Raw genomic sequence first — 26075 nt, 5'->3', positions numbered from 1 at the left:
CGATTATAAAAAAACGGATGGCATCAGCTATCCGTTTTTTGTTTTATAGAAACCGTATACCAGATTTGCTTTTGCCTTTCCTATGATTTTTCTAATTCATTCAAGGAGGTGTGTTGGATTGACTTGACCGAACCTAATTCCTGTAATAGCCTATCTGCTATTTTTTTCCAATACCTTTAATTGAATGCAGTTCTGTTTTTAACGTATTCTTATCCCTTTTGTTTCTGTGAAAAGTGATACCAAATCTGTGGGCTTCATTACGGATATGCTGAATGACTTTTAGCGTTCCAGATTTTTTATTGATGTGCAATGGAAACGGGTCATTGGGATAATATATTTCCTCCAGGCGTTTGGCAATGGATATGACCTGTACCTTGTCTTCCAGTTTTAAATTCAGGATACTTTCCATAGCAGCATTTAACTGTCCTTTTCCTCCGTCAATCACAATCAAATTCGGAAGCGGTTCCTGTTCCAGTATCATTCTGTGATATCGACGGAAAACGATCTCTTTCATGGTATCAAAATCATTGGCGCCGATAACTGTCTTTACATTGAAACGGCGGTAATCTTTTTTGCTGGGTTTGGCATTCTTAAATACTACACAGGCCGCGACTGCATCGGTGCCCTGAAAGTTGGAGTTGTCGAAACATTCAATATGTTTAGGCAATTCCTTCAATTTCAATTCCTGTTTCATTAATGAAAGGATACGACTTACAGGATCAGCCTTTTGTTTCTCTTTTCCTTTCTGTTTTTGGAAGAGTGCATTGCGCTGTGCCAGTTCAACCAGATGTTTTTTATCTCCTATTTTCGGAACGGACAGGTGAATAGAATCGTTTATTATTTCTGTATTAAAAGGAACCAGCACCTCTGCCTTTTCTGGCGGTTGCCCTATGGTGTCAATAATGGCAAACTGCAGCAACTCCTCTTTGGTTTCCTCCAGGTTTCTCTGAAGGGAAATCGCTTTTGTTTTTATCACTGTACCCTCAAACACAAAGAGATAATTAATGAACGCTTTCTTCTCATCTTCTGCATAACCAAATATGTGGAAGTTTCCCAATCCCGGATTAACGACAGTGGCATCGCATATATATTCCTTGAGGGACTGTAGTTTTATCTTTATGATTTCTGCCTTTTCAAATTCCAGATTTTCCGCATATTCCTGCATCTGATTCTTTAAAACGGCGCGTAATTCCTGTAGCCGCCCTTTTACTATCTTTCTTATCTGTTCTATGTTGTTGTCGTACATTTCTTTACTTTGAAATCCCACACAAGGGGCCAGGCAATTACCAATGTGGTATTCCAGACAAACCTTGAATTTCTGCGCTGTAATGTTTTTTTCACTCAGCGGCAGCGAACAGCTGCGTATCGGATATAGTTTTTTTATCAGCTCTAAGATGGAACGGACATGATGGATGGACGTATAGGGTCCGAAATATTCGGCGCCGTCGTTTTCATATTTTCGCGTGAAAAAAATGCGTGGAAACGGCTCATTGACGATTTTAATGTATGGAAATGACTTGTCGTCTTTTAACAGGATGTTGTATCTGGGTTGAAATTCTTTTATCAAAGCATTTTCCAGTAATAAGGCATCCTTTTCAGTCGGGACGATAGAATATTCAACCGTGTGGATTTTTCGAACCATGAGCTGGATACGATAGGAATGATCTTTGTGGACAAAATATGAACTTACCCTGTTTTTCAGATTTTTTGCCTTGCCGATATAGAGCAATTTCCCTTCCTTGTCATAATAGCGGTAAACACCCGGATTTTTCGGTAGGTTTTTAATGATTGCTTCCAAAGATGGTTGTTCTGACATGCACTGCAGTAAAGGTACAAATTAGTATAAAATTAAGTATGTTTGTGTTTATGGTCACCTATAAAAAACAGACTGCTTTTATGGCTGCTTTTCTTTTTGATAGTATTTGTTTGTTACTATCCTTCACAGCAGGCTAAATTTGTGAATGATACCCTTTTTTATCTGAATCAGATTCAACAGTCAGGTTGGAAAGGATTTTTTACCTCCTATAACATGATATTCCTGTGGCACGTGCCCTCCCTGATATATTATATGAACTATAAATTATTCGGCTTAAACTGGATGGGATGGCATATTGTATTTTCTGCCTTGCATAGTTTGAATGCCTGGTTGATTTTTATCATTCTCGGAAAGCTGCTGTCCGTTGCTAATCGTAAGTTGTCTTTTCTGGCGGCATTTTTATTTCTCATTTCACCTTTTCAGACAGAAGTGGTTGCCTGGGGCGGGACCCTGCATTATCTGTTAATCGTTACTTTTCTTTTAGCAGGAATAATTGCCTTGATAAACTACCTTGAAACAAAAAAGTCCATTCATATAGTATGGTATCATTTGTTCTTTGCCTGCAGTCTTTCCTGTTTTGAACAGGCATTCCTGTTTCCGGTTCTGTTTGGATTATTTGCCTGGTCTTTTACAGTTAAGAACGATATATGTGTTAATCTGAAAGAATTCTCATATAAATTCTTGTTGATAAATATCCTGTTTATTGCAGGCTATTTTGTAATGACAAAACTGACATATGGTATATGGATAGCGCATTACGGTGCTAGTACGCATGCGGTATTCAATCCCATGTCCATGTATGAATGTCTTTTGAATTACACCTGGAAGTTTTTGTTTTTTTACAGACACCTTCCTGCTGTATTTAAAAATTGGTATCATTTACCGGTGATCATCAATACTGTCAAGGTAATGGTTCCGCTGACGGTGCTCATTTTGGCCTGGTTTGCCTACAGGAAAAAATATTATAGATCTGAATTTGGTATATCCATCATCTTGTTTTTCCTGATGTATGTAATGATGCTGGTGCCGGTGTTGAACCTGGATCAAAGCTTCACTTTTGAAATCCAAAGCGACCGGTATGGATACGTGGCATCCGTTTTTTTCTACCCATTTTTAGTATTGGTTATGTATAAACTATTAGACAGGCCTTTGTTTATTGGTTTTGTTATTGCTCAAATTCTTGTTTCCTTATGGTTGCTGAATGGTGCTGTAAATCTGTGGCATCAGTCAGGAGAGATTGCTGTAAATCTTATCAAGAATTATCCGTTGCGCGCTAACCAGAAATCATATATTCTTAACCTCCCTGATAATTTTGGTGGTGCATATATGTTAAGAAATGGATTGCCTGAAGGGTTGAGTGTGATGCACAAAGAAGATTATATGAAGTCATTGGATATTATAGCAATGGTAAATGTCTTCAGTAACAAAAATGAAACCAGTGTCGAAAAATTTAACGACTCTGTCTATTATGTTAAATGTATTAAGAATGGAAAATGGTATTATTATAAAGGGCACGGCGCAATGGATTATTCAACAGAAAGTTTTTCCGTTGATTTTGATGAGTGGAATACAGCTTATAATCTTACCATTAAGAGATTGCCGCATGACACTACCTATTTGCTGCTATGTGAAGGTGATAAATGGAGGGTAGTGGATACCTTGGTGCCTACATCAAGATACCTGCAATAGTAGCGGACAGATAGGAAGCAAGTGTACCGCACAGGAGCGCTTTCATACCCAGTTTCGCTAAATCGCCTCTGCGTTCCGGAGCCAGCTCACCTATGCCGCCGATTTGCATGCCTACTGAACTGAAATTGGCAAATCCGCAGATGGCTATGCTGGCAATCAGCAGGCCTTTATCAGTGACAGGAGCTAATCCGTTCTTAGTCATGTTGAAAAATGCCACAAACTCATTGATGGAAAGTTTTTGACCCATCAGGGTTGCCACCGTATTCACATCCTGATTTGGTACACCCATACACCAGGCAATCGGGTAAAATAATTTACCAAAGATCCAGTCTAAAGACAGCACAAACGGCAAATGGGTGACAGCACCTATTTTTCCTAACAGGTAATTGACCATAGCAATCAGGGCTATAAATCCGATCAGCATAGCAATAACATTTACAGAGATTTTCATACCGTCGCTGGCACCATGGCTGATGGCATCAATCATATTCTTGTAAGGGGTTTTGACTTCCAGCTTTACGTTACCCATGGTTTGGCTTTCTTCCGTTTCCGGGAACACAATTTTAGATATCACGAGTGCACCCGGAGCCGCCATGATACTGGCAGCCAGCAAATATTCCGCCTTGGCACCAAAACTTACATAAATAACCAAAATACCACCTGCAATGCAGGCCAGGCTGCCTGACATACTCGCCAGTAATTCACTCTTTGTCATGGTAGATAAATAGGGTCGGATCATTACCTGCGCTTCCACCTGTCCGACAAAAGCGCTGGCGACATTGCTGAGCGCTTCCGCACCGGAGACACGCATGACGAAGTTCATCGCCTTAGCTATAAAGGATACGATGCGTTGCATGATACCAAAATGATAGAATATGGCCACCAATACACATACCAGAATGATGGTCGCCAGTACGCTGAATCCAAACACGAATACTCCCGGTTGGTTATAAGCTATGGCCCCACCGGCATGATTGTCCGTCATTAATCCGCCATAAACAAAACCTGCACCCTCATGTGCAAAGGCTTCAATATGGGTCATGATATTTCCGAGCCACTGAAAGAAATTCTTGACAGGCGTTACTTTCAGAATAGCAACGGCTATGATGGTTTGCAGAAGCAATCCGCTCACAACTAATCTGTAGTTGATTCTTTTTTTGTTGTTTGAAAATAAGAAGGCAATACCCAATATAACTACTATGCCGATTAGACCGTGAAATCTTTCCATAATGCCGGTGTGTTTTAACAAATATATACTTTAATTTTTCTTTCTCCTAATGAACCGTTAATAGTTAACAGGCACTGAAATGGTTCTGTGTATAACTTATGTGAAGCATGGTAAAGGAGAATGTAAAGTTTAGAAAGAGGTTAAATTAAAATGTTATTGAATAACTCAGTTCTTGCTCAATTCTCTGGAACGTAGCAATGCTTCATCCATCCCTTTCTGTATATTTCTGCTGACTTCGGTTGTATTGTAATGTTTTAAGGCCGCTTCCGTGGTGCCGCCTTTGGAGGAAACCTTATCTATCCATTCCTTGCAGGATAAATCATTGACTTTGTATAATTCCACAGCGCCCAAGAAGGTCTGTTCCACTATCTTGGATGCCTCCGTTAAGGAGAAACCGTATTCCATGGTTTGTTGTATCATGGCATCCATAAAGTAGAATATGTAAGCAGGGCCGGAACCTGAAACTGCCGTTACGGCATTCAGTTTATCTTCATCATACAGCTGAATGGAAATGCCGGTTGTTTCTAATAATTTCCGGACAAAATCTATATCACTCTGAGGAATGGTTTCGGATACCATAAAACCCGTAACACCCAAACCGATCTGACACGGTAAGTTTGGCATCGAACGTATTACTTTGTTCGTGCCTAATTGCTGTTCTACTTCCTGCAGCCGTACACCAGCCATAATGGTCAGCACGATGTGATTTTCCCGGATATACGGTTTCAATTTCGGATAAACTGAATAGGCATCCTGCGGTTTTACTGCCAGTATGATTAAATCCTTTTCGATAATGAAATCACCGAAATCATTATATACCTGCCCTAATTTCATCCGGTTGAGTTCCAACGTCTGCGCATGGTCTTTTTCTATTACCGTCAGTTGTCTGTGTGTGAGTATTTTGGCGTTCAGAAAACTTTCGGCAAAACTTCTGCCCATGTTGCCGCCGCCTATGATAAGTACGTTCATGTTGTAAAAATACAATTTAGTCATTAGTAGTGAGTTGCAAATGCCTGTTTTTTTGTATTTTTAATGATATGATTTACTTAATTCTCTATTTTATCAATGGCGCACTGACCATCTTTGCCGAGCATCAGGAATTCAGAACGCTGATGTATGTTTCCAAAGCGCTGATGATGCCATTACTGGCGATTTATTTTTTTACGGAAACTAAAAGAATAAAAGAATACCGGTTTATCTATATTGCCTTGTTCTTTTCCTGGTGGGGAGACATATTCCTGATGTTCCCCAGAAGCGAATATGAACCCGCAAACGCCAAGGTATTATTTGTCTGCGGCCTGGTCTCCTTCTTAATAGCACATATTAACTACATCGTATATTTCTTCAGGGAAATTAAAGGTAAACCCAAAGTGACCGTCATTATAGAAAGACCTTACCTGATAATTCCGTTTCTATTGTTGGGTATTTCGCTCTTAATATTATTGTATCCAACTCTCAGTCCGATGAAACTTCCCGTAACTGTCTACACGATTGTGATTATTTCGATGCTGATTGCGGCATTTAACCGGAAAAATATGGTAACCCCTGTTTCATTTACATGGGTATTCATCGGCGCACTCTTTTTTGTTTTTTCTGATTCCTGCATTGCCATTAATTTGTTCTATAAACCCTTTGCATCTGCAAGGGCGGTCATCATGTCTACTTACATCATGGCGCAATTTCTGATTATCAGCGGTGTATTGAAGCAGATTTTAACACGGCAACAATCCTGATTTTTTTGAAATCAGCTTTATCCATCCATTTCATCGCGTACAATCTGTTTGTACACACGGGTGGAAATTCCGATACTTAATTCATATAATACAAAAACAGGGGTGGAGATGAGCAGCAGACTTGTGATATCACCCTGTGGGGTGATCACGGCAACAATGGTTAGAATAGCCACATAGGATATTTTCCTGCCTTTTCGCATGAAATCCGGTGTAAGTATGCCTAGTTTGGTTAATAGAAATACCAGCATTGGCAATTCAAATAATATACCGGTAGGTATGGTCAATGTAATCAGTATCCCGATATAACTGTTTATATCAATCATATTCTGAACTATAGTAGTAGCCTGATACTGGATTAAAAAATTAATGGAGAACGGAGCAATGACGAAGTAACCGAACAAACATCCAATCGTAAACAAAAAGGATGTGACGAATACTATACCCCTTGTGTTGCGGATTTCCCGCTCATGCAGCGCCGGTCTTACAAATCGCCAGATTTCCCAGAAAACATAGGGAAAGGCGGCAATGGCCCCTACATACATCGCCATTTGCAGATGCAGCATGAACTGTCCGGCAATGTCCGTATTGATAAAGGTAAAATGAGCATCCTGAATACATAAACCGGTAAAAAAAGAATAGTTGGCTTCCAGCCAGCAAAACAGGCGGTTGGTGGGAAAATTGGCTTGTGTTGGACCAAACAGCAAATCGTCAAAGATGAATTTCTTTTGGGTAAACGCAATAATGGAAAACAAGACAATCACCACAGCAGAGCGCATGATATTCCAGCGAAGGGCTTCGATGTGGTCAAAAAACCCCATTTCTTTCTTGTCGTTCGATTCGTTTATTTTACCCATATACCCTGCAAAAATAACGCATTAAACGTCACCGAAATATTAATTTATTCAGGAATCGGGCACCAGCCATTATGGAAATGGGGAAGGTGTTTCAGTAGTGAACTGCCGGATGGTTTTGAATTTTGCCAGATGTCGCACACTACTCTCCGAGCAGATTCAGCAGGCGGTCAATTTTTGGTGTCAGGACGATTTCAGTACGGCGGTTTTTTGCTTTGCCTTCCGGAGTGCTGTTGGCTGCTACCGGATGGTTTTCGCCTCTGCCGGAACCGATGATTTGTGCAGGACTGACTTTATATTTTTCGGTCAGAATGTGCAGTACGCTGCTGGAGCGCATCAGACTTAAATCCCAGTTGTCTTTGATAAGCCCACCGGAGGAAATATACGGCACGTTATCCGTATGACCTTCAATATTGACCTGAATATCGGGATTCTTTTTGATGACGTCCGATAATTTTCCCAGGGCATCCACCCCCTTGCTTTCCACGGTGGTGGAACCGGATTTAAATAATAATTTGTCCGACATGGAAACATAGACTTTGCCGTCTTTGGTGTACACACTCAGCTCGCCGGCAGAAAAATCCGTTAATGCTTTTTTGATGGCATCGCGCAATGCGTCGGTTTTTGTTTTTTGTTCAGTCAGCAGTTTGTTCAGCTCGGCAATCTTTGCTTCGCGTGCCAATAAGTCCGCATTGGCTTTCTTTAAGTCCGATTCTTTTTGTACCAGCGCCAGTCGCTGTTTTTCCAGATCCACCTGCATCTGCAGTAAGTCGGCGTTGGTCTTCTGGTTTTTATCTCCGGCGTCTTTCAGTTTTTTCAGGTATTCTTCCTGTGCTTTTGCATAACGGGTATTCTGCTCATCCATTTCAACTTTCATCGATTCTATCAAGGAGGATAATTCGGAAGAGTCTGCTTGCAGGCGGCTTATCTTAGCGGCTAAATCCGCATTTTGAGTGGTCAGTGCATTGTTCAGGGAGTCGTAACGGTCATGCAGCGCCTTGTTCCTGATTTCCCCGTTCAGGTATTGGTCTAATACGCGGTTGTATTCTTTTTGTGTAACACAATGGGTGAGCAGTACGATGCTTAAAAAAGAAAAAATGTATTTCCGCATATAAGGTTATTATTACAAATATCCATTTTATAATTCCCAATTTCCATTCTATCTTTACACAAATGTCGAAAAATCGGATACCTGACGGTTTTTGATTCAAAAAGATAGGTGGATCTGCCAACAGCTGCCATTAAAACAATAAGCATACGGATGAAAGCCAAAACGATTTATATCTGTCAGAATTGCGGTACCAACTCACCCAAATGGATGGGTAAATGCGGAAACTGCGGAGCCTGGAATAGCTTTGTGGAGGAATTGGTAGAGCCGAAATCCAAAAGCGCTGCAGTGGTGAATGCACCCAGAACAAAGCCGCAGTTGCTGGAAGAGATTTCTTCGGAAAATAGGCAGCGTATCATCACTTCCGATCCAGAACTGAACCGTGTGCTGGGCGGCGGCATTGTGCCGGGGTCATTGATTTTAATCGGCGGTGAACCAGGAATCGGAAAATCTACCCTGCTGCTGCAGGTAGTATTGCAGACCAAAGGATTGAAAACATTATACGTTTCGGGCGAAGAAAGTGAACAGCAGCTGAAGATGCGTGCCGACAGAATCAAACATATCAATAAGGATGTATTTGTTTATACGGAAACATCCGTTGAGTCGATTGTTCAGCAGATAGAACAGGTGCAGCCGCACCTGCTGGTCATAGATTCCATACAGACGCTGGAGACTTCCATCATAGAATCCGCCGCCGGAAGCGTTTCACAGATTCGCGAAGCGACGCATGTGGTTCAGCAGTATGCGAAACGACATAATCTTCCGGTATTTATTGTCGGGCATATTACAAAGGAAGGCACGATAGCCGGTCCAAAACTGCTGGAACACATGGTGGACTGCGTACTGCAGTTTGAAGGTGACAGGAATTACAATTACCGCATTCTGCGTACGCAAAAAAACCGTTTTGGTTCTACTGCGGAATTGGGCATCTATGAAATGCGCAGCGACGGCATGCGTGCCGTGACGAATCCTTCGGAGCTGCTGATTACACAACGCGACGAACAGGTGAGCGGCGTGGCGATTGCCGTAACGATGGAAGGTATGCGAGCCTTGCTGGTGGAAGTGCAGGCGCTGGTTAGTCCCGCGGTGTACGGTACCCCGCAGCGCAGCGCCACCGGATACGATTTACGCCGGCTGAACATGATACTGGCGGTGCTGGACAAACGCTGCGGGTTTCGGTTTGGCGCGAAAGATGTATTCCTGAATATTGCCGGCGGATTGCGGGTGGAAGACCCCGCGGTGGATTTGGCGGTGGTGGCAGCCCTGTTGTCTTCGTATGAAGATGTGGCGGTCAGTAATAAATTTTCCTTCTCCGGTGAAGTGGGACTGAGCGGCGAGATACGTGCCGTGAATAAGGTGGAACAGCGAGTGGCTGAAGCTTCTAAACTGGGCTATGAGAAAATCTTCATTTCCAAATACAACCAGAAAGTGAACAGCGATGCAGCGGAAGTCCAGCTGATAAAAACGGTGGCGGAGTTTTATAAGAAGTTATTTTGATAAATGGCTTTTGAAATCGGAATGATTAAGGTTTTGGATATATTACAGCTGTCAGCTTAAATATACTATATCACAAATATTATCTATCTTAACTTCATGTTTTCCAAAATAGCTGAATACCCGCTGGATTTTTACCGCTTGTTTTATCCGCGTATCTGCGGCGGCTGTGAGTTGCCGCTGGTAAAAAGGGGAACGGCATCTTTGTCTGCACTGCCGTCTGGAATTGCCGTTTACGAAGTTTGAATCCATGAAGGATAATCCGGTGGAGAAGATCTTTTACGGAAGGATACCGCTGGAATTCGCCACGTCATTATTGTTTTTTCACAAAGGGGAAATGGTGCAGCAGATACTGCACAACATCAAATATTACGAACAAAAGGAACTGGCTTCCTTTATCGGCAGGATATTTGGCGAGCGTCTGCAAAATAATCCATACCTGCACGACGTTACCACTATAGTGCCGGTGCCGCTGCATCCGCAGAAACAGCATATCCGCGGGTATAACCAAAGCGCGCTTTTTGCGGAAGGTATGAATGAGGTGCTGCAACTGGAGATGTCTGCTAATAACCTGTTCAGGAAAACGAATACCGAATCGCAAACCCGCAAATCCAGAACCGAACGCTGGGAAAATGTAGGAGCGGTGTTTGCTGTCCGGAAACCGGACAGGCTGAAAGGAAAGCATGTGCTGCTGATAGATGATGTACTCACCACAGGCGCAACGCTGGAAGCTTGTGCGCAAACATTGATAGACTGTTCGGGATGCAGGGTAAGTGTTGCCACCATAGCCTGCGGATTCAAATAATACGACAAAAAGATGTATTTTTATCCGATGAAATATCCAAATAGCACTACAACAACGCTGGAGAAGGATGATATGGATATTTCACAAACACCTTTAAAATAAATAAGAATAAACGCATGAAAAAACTCTGGTTGCCCGTCCTGCTTTTGCTAATGGTTTGTTCTTCTGTCCCTTTCTTTTCCTCCTGTAAAAAAGACAATCTGAATACGACAGGTGTTCTGTCGTTTTCCACGGACACCCTTACGTTTGATACCTTATTCACGACCCTGGGTTCCACCACCCGTTTCTTTACGGTTAAAAACAACCAGAAACATCCGGTAACGATTTCCAATATCCGAATCGGTGGCGGTACCGCCACATCTTACAGAATCAATGTGGACGGCGATACAGGCGCTTCTTTTACCGATGTGGAAATCCCGGCAAAAGACAGCATTTATGTTTTTGTGGAAGTGACCATTGATCCTAATGCAGCCAGTTTACCTTTTATTTTACTCGACTCCGTTCAGTTTACCGTGGAGGATAAGCAGCAGCAGGTGATATTGCAGGCATACGGACAGAATGCGCATTTTTTCAACGGAGATTCCATCGAAACGAATGTCGTGTGGGATAATGATTTGCCGTATGTTATCTTGAATTACCTGCAAATCAAACCAGGTGCTTCGCTGACCATCAATAATGGGTGTAATGTGTTTTTCGGAGGCGGAGCTGCGCTGCTGGTGGAAGGCGCGTTAAATGTCAATGGGACTGACACTTCCAATATGGTTACTTTCCGTGGGGTGCGTTTGGACAAAGATGTAGCCGACAGGCCTTATGATGATTTTCCCGGACAGTATGCGGGGGTTTTCTTTTTGCGCAACAGCACGGGAAATTTCAACTACCTGAAAATGCGCAATTCGGCATATGGACTCAATGTCGGTAATATAAAAACCTCTGAAAATGCAGCGGATAATATTGCACAGCTCCAAAGTCTGGACCTGAGCTCTGCACCGGTGGTGACGGTAAAGAATTCCATATTGTACAACCACGCTTTTTTCGGAATCTTTGGATTCATGGGAAAGGTACGTGCAGAAAATACGTTGGTATATAATTGCGGAAAGAATGTGGTAGGTTTGTATTTCGGCGGGGATTATGAGTTTACGCATTGTACGTTCTATACCCGTGGTAATGCTTACGTTTCCCATACACAGGATCCGGCATTCTACATGAATAATTTTTTCACCTACGATATTGCACAACCTTCCATCCATGCGGATTCATCCAGGGCTGCATTTGTAAATTGTATCTTATACGGAACACTGGATGAAGAGATTGTTGCGGAGGGATCCGTTCAAAATCCAAAACGGATTGACCTGACCTTCAGTCATAGTATATTAAAGACAAAAGAAACGCTCAATCCGCCGGTATTTGTGGTATGTAAAAAGGAAGACCCGAAATTTGTAAATTTCTTAAGGAATAATTACAAATTAAAAGACACGTCACCCGGAAGCAATTTCGGCATGCCCGCTTCGGTGCTGACGGATTTGGAAGGTTTTAGCCGCGGTAATCCGCCGGATGTAGGAGCCTATGAGATTCAATAATGTTCGACAACCCATTTTTATCCAACATATTCTTTACCTTCCTGTTCTATAAATGAGAGCATCGTATATGACAGATAAGATCTTAAAATATTTACGTTACACCTTTTATAGCTTTCCCATTCAGCTGCTGCTGCTGCAGATTAAAAAACATCCCGGGTTTTTAATTTTCTGGATTGTCCTTTTCAGCGCCGTTTCTCAGTTTTTCGGCACCAGTTACGGCATTCCCTCTTTATTCTTAGATCCCGAATATCTGGGCGAAGTCAACTTTATCAGTTTTTTGATTATCGGATTTGCGATGGGCGGATTTATCATGGCGTGGAATCTGTCGTTTTATATCATCAACAGTTACCGCTTTCAGTTCTTAGCCTCTCTGGTGAATCCGTTTGTACAGTTTTGTTTCAATAACAGCCTGATACCACTGTCCTTTACCGTGCTCTATATTGTACAGTTGGCAAAGTTTCAGCACACGGAAGGGTTGATTACAACAGCTGTGATTGTTCAAAATGTACTGGCATTGTTATTGGGAAATTTGTTGATGATCATATCGTTCAGTATTTCATTTATATTCTTTAATCAGGATATTGAAACATTTATTGCGAAATTATCCGACAAGGCGAAGGCTAGTTTGCTGTTTCAGAAAATATCACTGGATAAACTGAAAATACATCAGAATGAAACGACGCAGTGGCGGGTGGAAACATTCTTGCGGTTTCCCTTTTCTGTTCATCTTGTCCGAAAAGTGGATTTCTACCATAATAAATTAGTCGACAGGATATTGCTGCTGCACCATCGGAATGCGTTTGTGTTTCAGATGCTGGCAATCCTCGCGTTGGTTGCATTCGGCAGGCTGATAGAGTATCCCTATTTCAGAATACCTGCCGGCGCTTCCATTTTTCTGGTGTTTTCTGTTGTTGTCGTGTTGTTGTCATTTGTCACCTTTATGTTTCGAGGATGGCGCACTGCCGCCATTATTGTTTGCATTATTATCCTGAATGTTTTGACCAAATATGATCTGGTAGTCTATAAACACAAGATGTACGGCTTGGATTACACTACGGAAAAATTAGTGTATAACAATGAAGAAGTGAACAATGCCGTCACCCGGCAAATGGTCGATAATGATATTGCCTATACCAAAACAATCCTGGCAAACTGGAAAAAGAAAATTTACGCTAAATACGGAGAAGAAAAACCCAAAATAATTTTCATCAACACCTCTGGCGGCGGACTGAAAGCTACTTACTGGACATTTCACGTATTGCAGGAATTGGAAAAGGAACTCGACAAGAAGCTTTTTGACCATACCATCCTGATGACCGGTGCCTCCGGAGGCATAATCGGTTCCGCGTATTTCAGGGAATTGTATCTGCGGCAGAAGAAACATGAGGCGGTAGATTATCTGCATAAAACCTATCTCGATGACATCGGCCGCGATTTGCTGAATGGCGTCACCACTTCCATTGCCACCAACGATATCCTTTACCCGTGGCAGCAGTATGAGTATAGGGGACTGGAATATAAAAAAGACAGGGCGTACATGTTTGATAAACAGTTGAATGAAAATACGCATTACATGATGGATAAACTGATGTCGGATTATAAACGTGCAGAACAGCAATCGAAGATTCCGATGATGATTGTAGGTGCCACCATTATCAATGACCAGCGCTTTCTGTTTTTTTCACCACAACCTATATCTTTTCTGATTAAGCCACATATTCAGGAAACCAATGAATATCAGGACAACTTATCTACCGACGCCGTGGAGTACATGCGTTTCTTTAATCAAAAAGGTGCAGAGAATTTAAATTTTATTGACGCACTGAGGATAAACGCCACTTATCCCTACATTATGCCGGCAGTATATCTGCCCACCATTCCTGCTGTCAAGGCAATGGATGCTGGCATTCGCGAAAATTCAGGATTTGCCGTATCTACCAGGTTTTACAGTGTTTTTAAAGACTGGATAGATGAAAATACGGGCGGCGCTATCTTTATATCTATCCGGGTAGATAATAAACAACGGGATTTTAATGAGAATGACAAGGAGTCATACATTAGTGAACTGTTATCACCGATAGGAAACATCCTCAATAATTTCATTCTGCTGCAGGATTACAACTCCGACGTTAGCCTGGCATATCTGGAGAATGACAGCAAGACGGACATCAGTGTGCTCAATTTTAATTACGATCAGACAAAGAAACGCAAAAGGGCGGCCATGAGCTGGCACTTAACGGCTTCGGAAAAGCAGGATATCAGAGGTGCTTTTACACAGGAAAATAACCGGCTTATGCTGGAAAAACTGAAGGAGTTGATGAAGCGCGGCCCCCCCCCCCCCCCCCGGCCCCCCCCCCCCCCCCTCCCCCCCCCCCCCCTTCCCCCCCCCCCCCCCCCCCCCCCCCCCCCCCCCCCCCCCCCCCCCCCCGCCCCCGACCCCCCCCCCCCCCCCCCCCCCCCCGCGCCGGGGGGGGGGGGGGGGGGGGGGGGGGTAATGTTTTATCTCAACTCCAGCAATACTACATTCTCAATGTGAAACGTATGCGGGAACATGTCAACCGGCTGACATTGCGTGACGTTGTATTTTTCGGAAAATAATAATACATCTCGCGCCTGTGTGGCGGGGTTGCAGCTTACATACACTATTTTCTTTGGAGCAGCCTGAAGTAATACCTGCACTACCCTTTCGTGCAGTCCGGCGCGCGGCGGATCGACCACTACGATATCCGGCATGCCGAATTCGTCGATAAAGTCTTCTTTTAAGATATCCTCACAGGTTCCGGCATGGAAAACGGAATTGTCAATATTATTTAAAACGGCGTTGAATGTTGCATCTACAATGGCTGCGGGGATTTGTTCGATACCCACCACCTTTCTGCAGATGTCAGCGATGTATAGGGCGATACTGCCGGTACCGCAGTATAAATCATACACCAGGTCATCTTTTGAGAAACCGCCCATTTTTTTCACAATATCATACAGGTGTTTGGCCTGTTTGCTATTCGTTTGGAAAAAAGATTTGGGGCTGATTTTATAACTTATGTTACCGAGCTGTTCAAGGATGTAATCCCGTCCGGAGTAATTGATCACTTCCTGGTCGTAGATGGTGTCGTTTTTTTTGGTGTTGACGATATAGTTCAGCGAAGTGATGAAAGGATAGTTAGTTTTCAGTAAATCCATCAGCGCCGTTATTTTTTCATCGTTTGGTTCCGCAAAACAAACCGTTACCATCCATTCGCCTGTGGTGGTATTCCTGAAAATCAGGTTGCGCAGCAATCCTTCATGAAATTTCAAATTGTAAAATGAATAGGCATGTTCCGTTGCAAACAGGTACACGGCATTGCGGATGCTGTTTACTTTTTCATCCTGAAGGTAGCATTCGGTAATGTGGAGCACGGCGGAAAAGCTGCCGGCTGCATGAAAACCTAATGCATTCCTGTCAAACAACTCTCCGCTGTCAATCTGCTCCCGTGTCAGCCAAACTCTATCAGAGAAAGTGAATTCTAATTTGTTTCTGTAATAGGTTGTTTCCTCACAACCCAGAATGGGATTACTGCTTTCCAGTTCCATTTTTCCGATTCTGCGAAATGCTTCCTTTACGAGTTGTTCCTTAAATTCCAGTTGAGAAGCATATAGCACATGCTGCCATTTGCAGCCGCCACAGGTTCCGAAATGACTACAGAATGGTTCTGTTCTTTTGTCGGATGGCTTTTTTAACGCATATATCTCTGTCAGCGCATAATCCTTTTTCTTCCGGATGATTTTTGCGTCTACCACATCACCCGGGATGGCTTTTTCAACAAAGACGACAAAGTTGTCTACACGGGCTAATCCCTTTCCTTCAGCCGCTATGGCGCTGATTTCAATATTTTCCAAAATAGGATAAACCGCTTTCTTTTTCTTTCTCATCGGGCGCAATTATCGTAAAAAGTTTTCATTATACCCTGTAAAACAAATTTCTTGTTAAAAATAATTAAATAAATCCGGCAACTCAGTGACATTCCAATAAAAGAACCATAAAATTGAATATTTTTGTAAAAACAGATACCCTTATGCCTAAATTTCTACATGTACTTTCCATCACGCTTTTTTTCGGCATGTCAGTTATTCATGCTGAAGATAAGGTCTTATTTACAGTTGCAGATACGAAAGTAAACACTTCGGAATTTGAGTACATCTATCAAAAAAATAATTTCAACAATAAAGCGGATTATAGCCGTAAGTCATTGGAGGATTACCTTAACCTCTATGTCAATTTCAGGTTGAAGGTGAAAGAGGCGGTTGCGGAAGGTCTGGATACGAATGAACGGTTTAAAGAGGAATTAAGCACGTATGAAAAGCAACTGGTAGAATCCTATGTCGAAAAAGACATGATGGATAAGCTGATCAGGCAGGAATACGAACGCTCCAAAACAGATGTCAATATCAGCCATATATTCATACAGCCTGTTGAAAACAACTGGGATGCGGCATATGAGAAGGTGCTGGATATTTACAACCAGATTAAGAAAGGACTGAGTTTTGACGAAGCGGTAAAGTTTTCCCAGGATAAACAATCTGCGGAAAAAGGCGGTAAGATAGGATGGTTTAACAGTTATCAGATTTCCCTGCCGGAAGTGGAAGAGGCTGTATATGCTATGAAAGTTGGTGAGGTTTCCGCACCAGTAAAAACACGGGTAGGGTATCATATATTGAAATTGAATGAAACCCGCCCTGCTCGTCCCAGACTGAAAGTGGCTATCATCAAACGTTTCTTCCCGATACAGGATACTTCTGTTCTTGAAAAGAAAGCACAGGAAGATACCATCCGTTATGTATATTCCAAACTAAAAAACGGAGAATCGTTCGAAAAGATGGTGGCGCAGTATACGGAAGATGAATCTACCAAATATACAAATGGAGCCCTGGATTGGTTTGGTATCAACGTATATGCCAAAGTGTTTGAAGAAACGGCCTATGCACTGAAAGATGGTGAAATTGCTGCCCCGTTTAAGACCGGTACCGCCTGGTATATCATAAAGCGTTTGGAAACGGCAAAGCCGCAGACGCTGGAGGCATCTGCACCAATAATCAAGTCTAAACTGCTCACGCTTCCGCAGTATCAGTATGAAATGGAAAAGTTTGTCGGTAAGTTGAGGGAGAAATACAACGTGAGGGAATTTGGAGAAAGCTATCCGGGTTTTAAGACGCGGCTTTCCCGTTTTGCCCAGGTGTCTCCATTTGCCTACATCGATACACTGAACCCCGGCATACTGATGAAAATAGGAGACAGGACATATACAGAAAATGATTTCGGTAAAAAAATACAGGAAATATATTACATGGTTATTCCAAAGCAGGGGATGGACAAGAATGATGCATTGATACACAAAACGGTACAAACCCTTATCCTCGATTATTATAAAAATGACATAAAAGAAAACAATAAGGAATACAAGGCATTGATGGAAGAATATAAGAACGGCATCATGATTTTTTCCTTATCCGAAAAGAATGTATGGAACAAGGCATCCGAAGATTCGCTGGGACTGATAACCTATTTTAAGGAACATAAATCCGATTTTACCTTAAGAAAACGGGCAACCGTCAGGACAGTCACTATTGATAATGCTCAGCAGGCTAAATCCGTCAGTAAAATTCTGCAGTCGGACCGCGGACTTACAGATGATATGCTGGCCACCAAAATGAAAGCGCTGGGTATTGAAAACCCGAAGATAAATTCAGAAGTGGCCGAATCCGGTAAGACAATCATTAATATCAGTGCGGAATCACTCAGCAAACCCCTTCAGAAAGGCAATGAATTTGCCATCACTCAGGTATATAATCTGCAGCCGGAAAAGCCGCGGACTTTTGAAGAATGCAGGGGGTACGTGGTAGCTGCCTATCAGGAATATCTGGAAAAAAAGTGGCTGGAAAATCTTCGGAAAAAATATCCGGTTCTCATCAATAAAGAGGTTTTTGAATCATTGATAAGAAAATAATTACCAGCTTTGGAAAGTTTCAGGTTAAAAAAACTTAACATTCACGGAGATGCTGTAAAAAGAGCGGATTTTCGGACAAACTAACTATCATTTTCGTACATTTGCACTTCAATTCTTTTCATGCGTAAATTTATTTTATTTTTTAGTGCAGTTTTAACCCTTCTTACAGTTTACGGATCTAATACTATTTTGTTAGATAAAATTGATGCTATCGTCGATGACAAGATTATTCTCCGTTCAGATATCGAAAACCAGCTGGATTTGCTTAGTTTGCGCGGTGCTGAAGAAAAAGAAAACAGATGCAGGCTGATGGAACAGCTGATCTATAACAAGATGCTGACCACTCAGGCTATAAAAGACAGTTTGCCGCTGGCAAATGAAGAAGTGGAGGATGAACTGAACCGAAAGGTAAATTATTTTATCAGTGTGGCAGGTTCACAGGAGGCATTTGAAGAATATTATCACAAAACAGTAGAACAAATCAAAGATGATTACAGAGAGGATATCAGGGAGCAGATGCTTTCTGCCCGTATGCGTAACAAAATCCTACAGGATATTAAAGTAACGCCTTCTGAAATCAGAACATTCTATGACAATCTGGCCAAAGACAGCCTGCCTTATTTCAATGCTACCGTTGAATTGCAGCAGGTGGTCATGAAGCCTAAGGTATCTGATTTTCAGCAGCAGTCGGCAAAAGATAAAGCGGCAGGTATTCTGGAACGGGTTAATAAAGGAGAAAATTTTGAATTGTTAGCCAGTTTATATTCGGAAGATATATCTTCCGCACAGGAAGGGGGGTTACTGGACTGGGCGCCAAGGGGAATGTATGTGAAAGATTTCGAAGCCGCCGCTTTTAAACTGAAACCGGGTGAAACCAGTGATGTTGTTCAAACCCCTTTTGGTTATCATATCATTCAGATGATAGAACGAAGAGGGGATATGATACAGGTTCGGCATATTCTGGTCAGGCCGCAGACCACTTCGAAAGATGCGGAATACGCTCAGTCAAAACTGGATTCTGTCCGCACAGATATAATTGACGGGAAACTGACCTTTACAGAGGCGGTAAAAGAGTATTCTCAGGATGAACAATCCAGAAATGTGGGCGGCTTTTTATTGAATAACGAGTCAGGCGGAACCATACTGGAAGTTAATAAGGTGGATCCTTCATTATATCTGTTGATAGATACGCTGTCCATCGGGTCTGTGACGAAACCTATTATGTATCAGGCGGATGACGGCACTCCGGCATTCCGTATCGTGAAGCTGGTGTCCAAAACGGAAGCCCACGTAGCCGATATAAAAGTGGATTACGACAAGATGCAGAATGCTGCCAAGTCGGATAAGGAAGAGCAAATCTTACAGCGCTGGTATGCTAAAAACATGAAGAAAACGTATCTGATGATTACGGACGACTATGCAACCTGTGATGCATTGCAGTATGTCTTAAAAAAATAATAACCCATGAGTCAGTTTAATAACGATATTGAAGGAATACAGCAATTGGCATCTACTTACGGGCAGTTGAGAACTGAAATCCGCAAGGTCATTATCGGGCAGGATGAAGTGGTGAAGTATGTGCTGTTGTCTATATTTTGTGACAGCCATAGTTTATTGGTGGGTGTACCCGGCCTGGCAAAAACCTTATTGGTGAAAACGGTTTCAGATGCACTGGAACTAGATTTCAAGCGTATCCAGTTTACACCCGATCTGATGCCTTCGGATATCATCGGCGCGGAAGTACTGAATGAAAACAGACAATTTCATTTTAACAGAGGCCCGATATTTGCCCATATCATTTTAGCGGATGAAATCAACCGTACTCCTCCGAAAACACAATCCGCCTTACTGGAAGCCATGCAGGAACGTCAGGTAACGGCTGCAGGTGCGCAGCATAAACTGGATTTGCCATTTTTTGTGCTCGCCACTCAAAACCCGATAGAACAGGAAGGAACGTATCCGCTGCCGGAAGCGCAGTTAGACCGTTTTATGTTCAATATCGTGCTGGATTATCCTTCATACGAAGAAGAATTGCAGGTGGTAAAAACGACGACAACCGATAATCCGGCAAGTGTTCAGAAAGTGATAGGCTCCAGGGAAATCATCGCCTTCCAGCATCTGATTCGACGCATGCCAATCGCGGATAATGTGGTGGAATATGCCGTCAAACTGGCAGCATCCACCCGGCCTAATACACCGAATGCCGCCAAAATAGTCAATGAATTCATAGCATGGGGAGCCGGGCCAAGAGCCTCGCAGGCGATGGTGATGGCAGCCAAAGGCCATGCTGCCATTCATGGCAAATACTCACCGGATATCGACGATGTGCAGGCTGTAGCCTTGCCGATTTTGCGTCACCGTATCATACGCAACTTCAAAGCAGAAGCGGAAGGTGTCAGCGTTGAGAAAATTATCGTAGAATTACTGTAGACTCAATTTGTACGGAGAGACAGGCCAGACTTAAAGTCATCTGTTTTTTCTTCGCCAACATTTTTTACAAAACCTGTAACATTCCTCTCATCTGGTTCGTGTCTTGCATTAGCCTTAACTTACGAAGAAATAAATAAGAGCTTTATAGTATGCATGTTGCTAATCATTCAGTTTCAGCACTGCCATAAATGCCTGCTGCGGGACTTCCACATTGCCTACCTGACGCATACGTTTCTTTCCTTTTTTCTGCTTTTCCAGAAGTTTTCGTTTACGCGAAATATCGCCGCCGTAACATTTGGCGGTTACATCCTTACGCATGGCGGAGATGGTTTCTCTGGCTATGATCTTGGCACCGATGGCGGCTTGAATGGCAATCAGAAACTGCTGGCGCGGTATCAGTTCTTTCAGCTTTTCGCACAGGCGGCTGCCGAATGAATAGGCTTTGCTGCGATGTATCAGAGCGGAAAAGGCATCCACATTTTCGCCGTTCAATTTGATATCCAAACGCACCAGGTCACTTTCCCGAAATCCGCCATGTGGTAGTCGAAACTCGCATAGCCTTTGGATATGGATTTCAACTGATCGTAAAAATCAAAAACGATTTCAGCCAATGGCATCTCAAACTGCAGTTCAATCTTGGTTTCCGCCAGATACACCTGATTCTTCAGGATGGCGCGTTTGTCCATGCATAATTTCATGATAGCGCCTATATATTCAGGCTTGGTGATGATCTGTGCCTTGATGTACGGCTCTTCCACATAATCCAGGATGGTGGGTTCGGGCAAGTCAGATGGATTGTTTACCACCAGCCTGATGCCGTCTTTTTTATACGCGTAATAGGTAACGTTGGGAACCGTAGTGATAATGGTCATATCATACTCCCGTTCCAATCGTTCCTGTACAATCTCGAGATGCAGCAACCCCAGGAAGCCGCAGCGAAAACCAAACCCCAAAGCCAGGGACGTTTCCGGCTCCCAACCAAGAGAGGCATCATTGAGCTGCAATTTTTCGAGGGAATCCCTCAATTCTTCAAAATCATCGTTGTCGATAGGATAGATACCGGCGAATACCATCGGCTTCACGTCTTCAAATCCATTAATGATATCTTTGCATGGATTCTGAACCAGCGTAAGCGTATCACCCACTTTTATTTCTTTGGAAACTTTTAATCCGGTAATGATATAACCCACATCACCCGCTGCGATTTCTGAACGCGGATCCAGATTCATTTTCAGCACACCCACTTCATCCGCAAAATATTCCTTGCCCGTGGCCATGAATTTTACCTTATCACCTTTTTTCAGCCTGCCGTTCATGATTCTCACATAGGCGATGACTCCTCTGAAGGAATTAAACACCGAGTCGAACACCAATGCCTGTAAAGGTTCTTCTTTATGGCCTATTGGAGCGGGAATACGTTTTATGACCGCGTCAAAGATATCATCGATACCAATACCTGTTTTTCCGCTTGCCTGAATAATAACCTCTGCTTTACAGCCAATCAGGTCTACAATCTGGTCGGATACATCTTCTATCATGGCGCCTTCCATATCCACTTTATTGATTACGGGGATGATTTCCAGTCCGTTCTCGATGGCGAGGTATAAATTTGAAATCGTTTGTGCCTGTATGCCTTGAGTGGCATCTACCAAAAGCAAAGCCCCTTCACAGGCAGCGAGCGAGCGGGAAACTTCATAGGAAAAGTCCACGTGTCCGGGAGTATCAATCAAATTGAGTACATATTTTTTTCCATCCGTGTGCGTATAGTCCATCTGGATGGCATGGCTTTTAATAGTAATGCCTCGTTCCCGCTCCAGATCCATATCGTCTAACGTTTGTGCCTGTAAGTCGCGTTCAGAAACCGTTTTGGTCACTTCCAGCAGCCTGTCAGCCAATGTACTTTTGCCGTGATCAATATGTGCGATAATACAGAAATTTCTGATATTTTCCATGCTGTAAAAATACAGATAATCGACGGATTCTTGTAATTTTAAATGATTTGTTAATGAATTTAAAAAGCGAGTTGAAATTGATTGAGCATATTGTAGAATTTATACTGAAATCAGGTGCGGGTGCAGGTTTTGCCAATCTAGACTGTGAAACTGACAAATAAGTCTGTTTTCGTTTCCCATGCAACATCAGTTGAAATAACATTTTTTATAGTTTTAGATTTCATACTTTCCTTATATGTCTGCAAATGGCATAAAAGTTGAACCTTGTTTTAATACAATATTGTGGAAAACTTTGCGTATTAATAGAGCGATTTAATGTCACTTTTGTTAGTGTAATTTTTAAAAACGTATCATGAAAAAAATACTTGTCCTGTCTTTTGCATTTATGCTCATCGGCTTCAGTTCGAAAGCAGCTGCAAGACTAATGAATGAATACTCTTTCTTACAGGAAATTACATTTGAATTATACAGCGAAGATATTCCGACTTATAAAGTGCCGGAACAGGTAAAATCCATAGAAGAAATCCTGATGTTTGAGGTGCTGCATGCTGTTTGGAAAGATAAAAAATGGGTGGCATATACGCTCAATAAGAATTTGCTGGGCACCTATAAGGCAGGACAGCCGGCAATACTCGATAACGGCGATACAAAAAAGATATTTTTCGTGGCATCCTTTCCGGGCAGCATAGGCGGCCTGGATTTGTATACGGCAGAGTATGCTAACGGAAAATGGAGCAAACCTAAAAATTTAGGCAAAAACAGTAACACTACGAAGAATGAATCCAATCCGGGATTGCTGAATGAATATACATTGACCTACTCATCCGGTGGGATCATTAAAAAATTGGATTTAAAGACATTGAAAGTGGTGGATTTGGAAGAGAGCGCTGCTGATAAAAAAACAGAAGAATCACTGCCCATCAATCTGCAAAAAAATAAAGAGGACCTGGCAGCTATAGGGGATAATTCCACAGCGATACCAGCCGGAACGGCTACCAACACTGATTTTGGAGCATTAGGGGATAACTCTACGGCCGCGCCTGTTCAAGACAATGAAGGAAGCGGAAATGGAATGGTAAAAGACATGAATAAACAAATCGCAGTTCAGGAGAAAGCGAATGTGGAAATTGTGGCTGCTCCAAAATCCGCCGCTGCAACGATGAATAATGCATCTGTAACAAGTGCAGTCGTTGCGCCATCTAAAAACAATGCTGTGGAGACTTTTGGAAATAAAACCAGGGAGGAGATGCTGAAAAAGTTCCCGACGGCAATTCAGTTAGGTGCATTCGGTGCTCCTAAGTGGGAAATGTTCGACCAGTTTATGAAATATGGTAAGGTCATCAGTTACAAGAATGAAAAAAATATCAATGTGGTTTGGATAACCGGGTTTGCCAGTCACACAGCGGCAGAAGCGGTATTGCCGCAGGTAAAAAGCACACCGGGGTTTGAAAATGCTTACGTCACCGGAAAATAGACACAGAGAGAGCCCGTAACATGAAGAGGTGGTCAATTGACCACCTCTTCTTTAATTGTATGCTAACGGGATGATTCTAAAATAATCCGAATAATTCAGCGTCAATTTTTTCAATTACTTTCCCGAAATCTTCTTTTTTATCTGCATAATTCAGGTCATCGACATTGATAATGAGCAGCGGGCCTTCTTTGTAATTGTCAATCCAGTTATCGTAATATTGGTTCAACTGCTTTAAGTAATCCAGTCGTATATTATCTTCATAGGCACGGCCTCTGCGTTCAATCTGCCCTACCAGTGTGCCCAGTGATGCTTTCAGGTACACCAGTAAATTCGGTGGTTGCACCTGTTTGCAGATGGTTCTGAAGAAGCTGATATAATTTTCAAAATCACGGTTGCTCATCAGTCCCATTTCGTGGAGGTTGGGAGCAAAGATATGCGCGTCCTCATAGATCGTTCTGTCCTGAATGACAATCTTATCACCTTCCTGAATTTCGACCAGTTGGCGCAGACGGCTGTTTAAAAAATAAATCTGGAGGTTGAATGACCAGCGTGGCATGTCCTGATAGAAGTCATTCAGATATGGATTGTTTTCTACATCTTCGAATCGCGCTTCCCAGCCGTAATGTTTCGCTAATTTCTCTGTGAGGGTTGTTTTTCCGGAACCGATATTTCCGGCAACGGCAATATGTTTGAGTTGTTTTTTTTGTTTGGCCACGATTTGATTTTTTTGTATAAGGACAACTAATCTATACTTTTTTTTTGATTGAAAAATCAAGCACAGATGATTTTTTTGAAAAAGTGGATAAATAATTGGAGGAGCTGAAGGCTGAATATAAATAAAATCAGTCCCCTTGTTTATTTCCAGATGCTTTTCAACCCCATTACTTCCTGCACGCCATCCAGTGTTTTGCGGGCGCTGATTCTTGCTTTCTCCGCTCCCTCCTGAGCAATCCTCTGAATATAAGCAGGATTATTCTCCAGTTCCGTAATTTTTTCTTTCATAGGAAGGGTGAAAAGGATAATGTCTTCCGCCAGTTGTTTTTTCATATCGCCGTAGCGGACGGAACAGTTGTTATAAGCATCTTCAAAAAACTGAACGGTATCATTTTTGGATACCAGGCCCATCAGCATAAAAAGGTTTCTGATTTCTTCCGGTTTCTCCTGGTTGGGCTCTGTCGGACCTGAATCTGTTTTAGCCCGCATCACTTTTTTTCGAATGGCTTCAGGCTCTTCGCGCAGGAAAATGGCATTTCCCTCGCTCTCACTTTTTCCCATCTTGCCGCTGCCGTCCAGTCCGGGAACTTTCACCAATTGACCGCTCATGTCAAACGCCTGAGGCTCCGGAAAAAAATCCGTATTGTAGAGGTGATTGAAACGAACGGCAAAATTTCGTGTCATTTCCAGGTGCTGTTCCTGGTCTTTCCCTACCGGTACTTTATGTGCACGGTGTATCAGAATATCGGAAGCCATCAGAACCGGATATGTCAATAAGCCGGCATTGATATTTTCATGGTGTTTTTTGATTTTTTCCTTAAAGGAGGTGCATTTTTCCAATTCACCCTTGTAGGCAAGCATGTTCAGCAGGGTATATAATTCTGAAATCTCAGGAACATCACTTTGAACATAGATGGTGCTTTTTTCAGGATCTAGTCCGCAGGCTACATATTCCACCAGTGTGGCCTTTACGGACTTTTTTAGTAGTTCCGGGTCAGGGTGGGTGGTCAGCGCATGCAGATTGGCTATGAAAAAATAGGATTCATAGTTTTCCTGCATCTGGATAAAGTTTTTCACGGCACCGAAATAATTGCCTAAATGCAGATTTCCTGTACTTCTTACGCCGCTTAAGACCCGTTCTCTCATGTGATTTTTATTTTATTAAATGTTAAATAAAATGCTGACTGCTTAAATTTTATCCAACTCATTTCGTTTGGCAAAAA

The 26075-nt window shown here is 42.5% G+C and carries 18 protein-coding genes and 2 pseudogenes; 11 read left to right on the top strand and 9 right to left on the bottom strand.

Annotated elements, in window-relative coordinates:
* Positions 1-27: 27 nt before the first annotated feature.
* Positions 28-1816, bottom strand: a pseudogene (locus IPM95_05915) (excinuclease ABC subunit C).
* Positions 1817-1957: 141 nt separating this feature from the next.
* Between IPM95_05915 and IPM95_05910 the strand changes: the two are divergent.
* Positions 1958-3505, top strand: a complete 1548-nt coding sequence (locus tag IPM95_05910; protein ID MBK9328849.1) for a hypothetical protein — start codon at positions 1958-1960, stop codon at positions 3503-3505.
* Here the strand turns inward: IPM95_05910 and IPM95_05905 are convergent.
* Both IPM95_05905 and proC read right to left on the bottom strand, forming a co-directional pair.
* Positions 3483-4733, bottom strand: a complete 1251-nt coding sequence (locus IPM95_05905; protein ID MBK9328848.1) for a NupC/NupG family nucleoside CNT transporter — start codon at positions 4731-4733, stop codon at positions 3483-3485. The genes IPM95_05910 and IPM95_05905 overlap by 23 nt on opposite strands.
* 165 nt (positions 4734-4898) lie before the next feature.
* Entirely contained in the window at positions 4899-5702 is an 804-nt protein-coding gene (gene proC / locus IPM95_05900; GenBank protein ID MBK9328847.1) for a pyrroline-5-carboxylate reductase, read from the bottom strand.
* 68 nt (positions 5703-5770) lie between these two features.
* Here proC and IPM95_05895 point away from each other — a divergent pair, with 68 nt between their 5' ends.
* On the top strand, positions 5771-6466 hold the full coding sequence (locus tag IPM95_05895) for a lysoplasmalogenase (GenBank protein MBK9328846.1): 696 nt from the start codon (positions 5771-5773) through the stop codon (positions 6464-6466).
* A gap of 17 nt (positions 6467-6483) precedes the next feature.
* On the opposite strand, the gene tatC is transcribed toward IPM95_05895, so the two are convergent.
* Both tatC and IPM95_05885 read right to left on the bottom strand, forming a co-directional pair.
* On the bottom strand, positions 6484-7320 hold the full coding sequence (tatC, locus tag IPM95_05890) for a twin-arginine translocase subunit TatC (GenBank protein MBK9328845.1): 837 nt from the start codon (positions 7318-7320) through the stop codon (positions 6484-6486).
* Positions 7321-7459: 139 nt separating this feature from the next.
* The gene (locus IPM95_05885) at positions 7460-8428 is read right to left on the bottom strand and encodes an OmpA family protein (GenBank protein ID MBK9328844.1); all 969 of its coding nucleotides are present in this window, start codon (positions 8426-8428) and stop codon (positions 7460-7462) included.
* A 150-nt stretch (positions 8429-8578) separates the two neighbouring features.
* On the opposite strand from IPM95_05885, the gene radA reads away from it, so the two are divergent.
* The 5 genes from radA (at position 8579) to IPM95_05860 (ending at position 14837) form a co-directional block, all read left to right on the top strand.
* On the top strand, positions 8579-9922 hold the full coding sequence (gene radA, locus IPM95_05880; protein ID MBK9328843.1) for a DNA repair protein RadA: 1344 nt from the start codon (positions 8579-8581) through the stop codon (positions 9920-9922).
* A 96-nt stretch (positions 9923-10018) separates the two neighbouring features.
* Positions 10019-10165: a hypothetical protein gene (locus tag IPM95_05875; GenBank protein ID MBK9328842.1), complete on the top strand. Its 147-nt coding sequence runs from the start codon at positions 10019-10021 to the stop codon at positions 10163-10165.
* 4 nt (positions 10166-10169) lie between these two features.
* Complete coding sequence (locus tag IPM95_05870; GenBank protein MBK9328841.1) at positions 10170-10724, top strand: ComF family protein; 555 nt, start codon at positions 10170-10172, stop codon at positions 10722-10724.
* A gap of 116 nt (positions 10725-10840) precedes the next feature.
* Complete coding sequence (locus tag IPM95_05865; protein ID MBK9328840.1) at positions 10841-12301, top strand: hypothetical protein; 1461 nt, start codon at positions 10841-10843, stop codon at positions 12299-12301.
* A 67-nt stretch (positions 12302-12368) separates the two neighbouring features.
* Positions 12369-14837 (top strand): patatin-like phospholipase family protein, encoded by a 2469-nt coding sequence (locus tag IPM95_05860; GenBank protein MBK9328839.1) that lies wholly within the window; start codon positions 12369-12371, stop codon positions 14835-14837.
* Here IPM95_05860 and rlmD read toward each other — a convergent pair.
* Positions 14801-16210 carry a 23S rRNA (uracil(1939)-C(5))-methyltransferase RlmD gene (rlmD, locus tag IPM95_05855; protein MBK9328838.1) on the bottom strand — a complete coding sequence of 470 codons (1410 nt, stop codon included), beginning with the start codon at positions 16208-16210 and terminating at the stop codon, positions 14801-14803. The genes IPM95_05860 and rlmD overlap by 37 nt on opposite strands.
* A gap of 143 nt (positions 16211-16353) precedes the next feature.
* On the opposite strand from rlmD, the gene IPM95_05850 reads away from it, so the two are divergent.
* The 3 genes from IPM95_05850 to IPM95_05840 all read left to right on the top strand — a co-directional run bounded on the left by IPM95_05850 (position 16354) and on the right by IPM95_05840 (position 20712).
* The gene (locus IPM95_05850) at positions 16354-18282 is read left to right on the top strand and encodes a peptidylprolyl isomerase (protein ID MBK9328837.1); all 1929 of its coding nucleotides are present in this window, start codon (positions 16354-16356) and stop codon (positions 18280-18282) included.
* A 189-nt stretch (positions 18283-18471) separates the two neighbouring features.
* Complete coding sequence (locus IPM95_05845) at positions 18472-19740, top strand: peptidylprolyl isomerase (protein MBK9328836.1); 1269 nt, start codon at positions 18472-18474, stop codon at positions 19738-19740.
* Positions 19741-19746: 6 nt separating this feature from the next.
* A complete protein-coding gene (locus IPM95_05840) occupies positions 19747-20712 on the top strand; it encodes an AAA family ATPase (protein ID MBK9328835.1) in 966 nt (321 codons plus the stop codon).
* A 159-nt stretch (positions 20713-20871) separates the two neighbouring features.
* On the opposite strand, the pseudogene lepA reads toward IPM95_05840, so the two are convergent.
* Positions 20872-22664, bottom strand: a pseudogene (lepA, locus tag IPM95_05835) (elongation factor 4).
* A 352-nt stretch (positions 22665-23016) separates the two neighbouring features.
* On the opposite strand from lepA, the gene IPM95_05830 reads away from it, so the two are divergent.
* On the top strand, positions 23017-24138 hold the full coding sequence (locus IPM95_05830) for a hypothetical protein (protein ID MBK9328834.1): 1122 nt from the start codon (positions 23017-23019) through the stop codon (positions 24136-24138).
* Positions 24139-24214: 76 nt separating this feature from the next.
* On the opposite strand, the gene IPM95_05825 is transcribed toward IPM95_05830, so the two are convergent.
* Complete coding sequence (locus IPM95_05825) at positions 24215-24853, bottom strand: deoxynucleoside kinase (protein ID MBK9328833.1); 639 nt, start codon at positions 24851-24853, stop codon at positions 24215-24217.
* A 140-nt stretch (positions 24854-24993) separates the two neighbouring features.
* Positions 24994-25998: a tryptophan--tRNA ligase gene (gene trpS, locus IPM95_05820; protein MBK9328832.1), complete on the bottom strand. Its 1005-nt coding sequence runs from the start codon at positions 25996-25998 to the stop codon at positions 24994-24996.
* Positions 25999-26075: the final 77 nt, after the last annotated feature.

Source organism: Sphingobacteriales bacterium (genome assembly GCA_016719635.1).
Classification (GTDB): domain Bacteria; phylum Bacteroidota; class Bacteroidia; order Chitinophagales; family JADIYW01; genus JADJSS01.
This window is presented reverse-complemented; position numbering and strand designations above follow the sequence as displayed.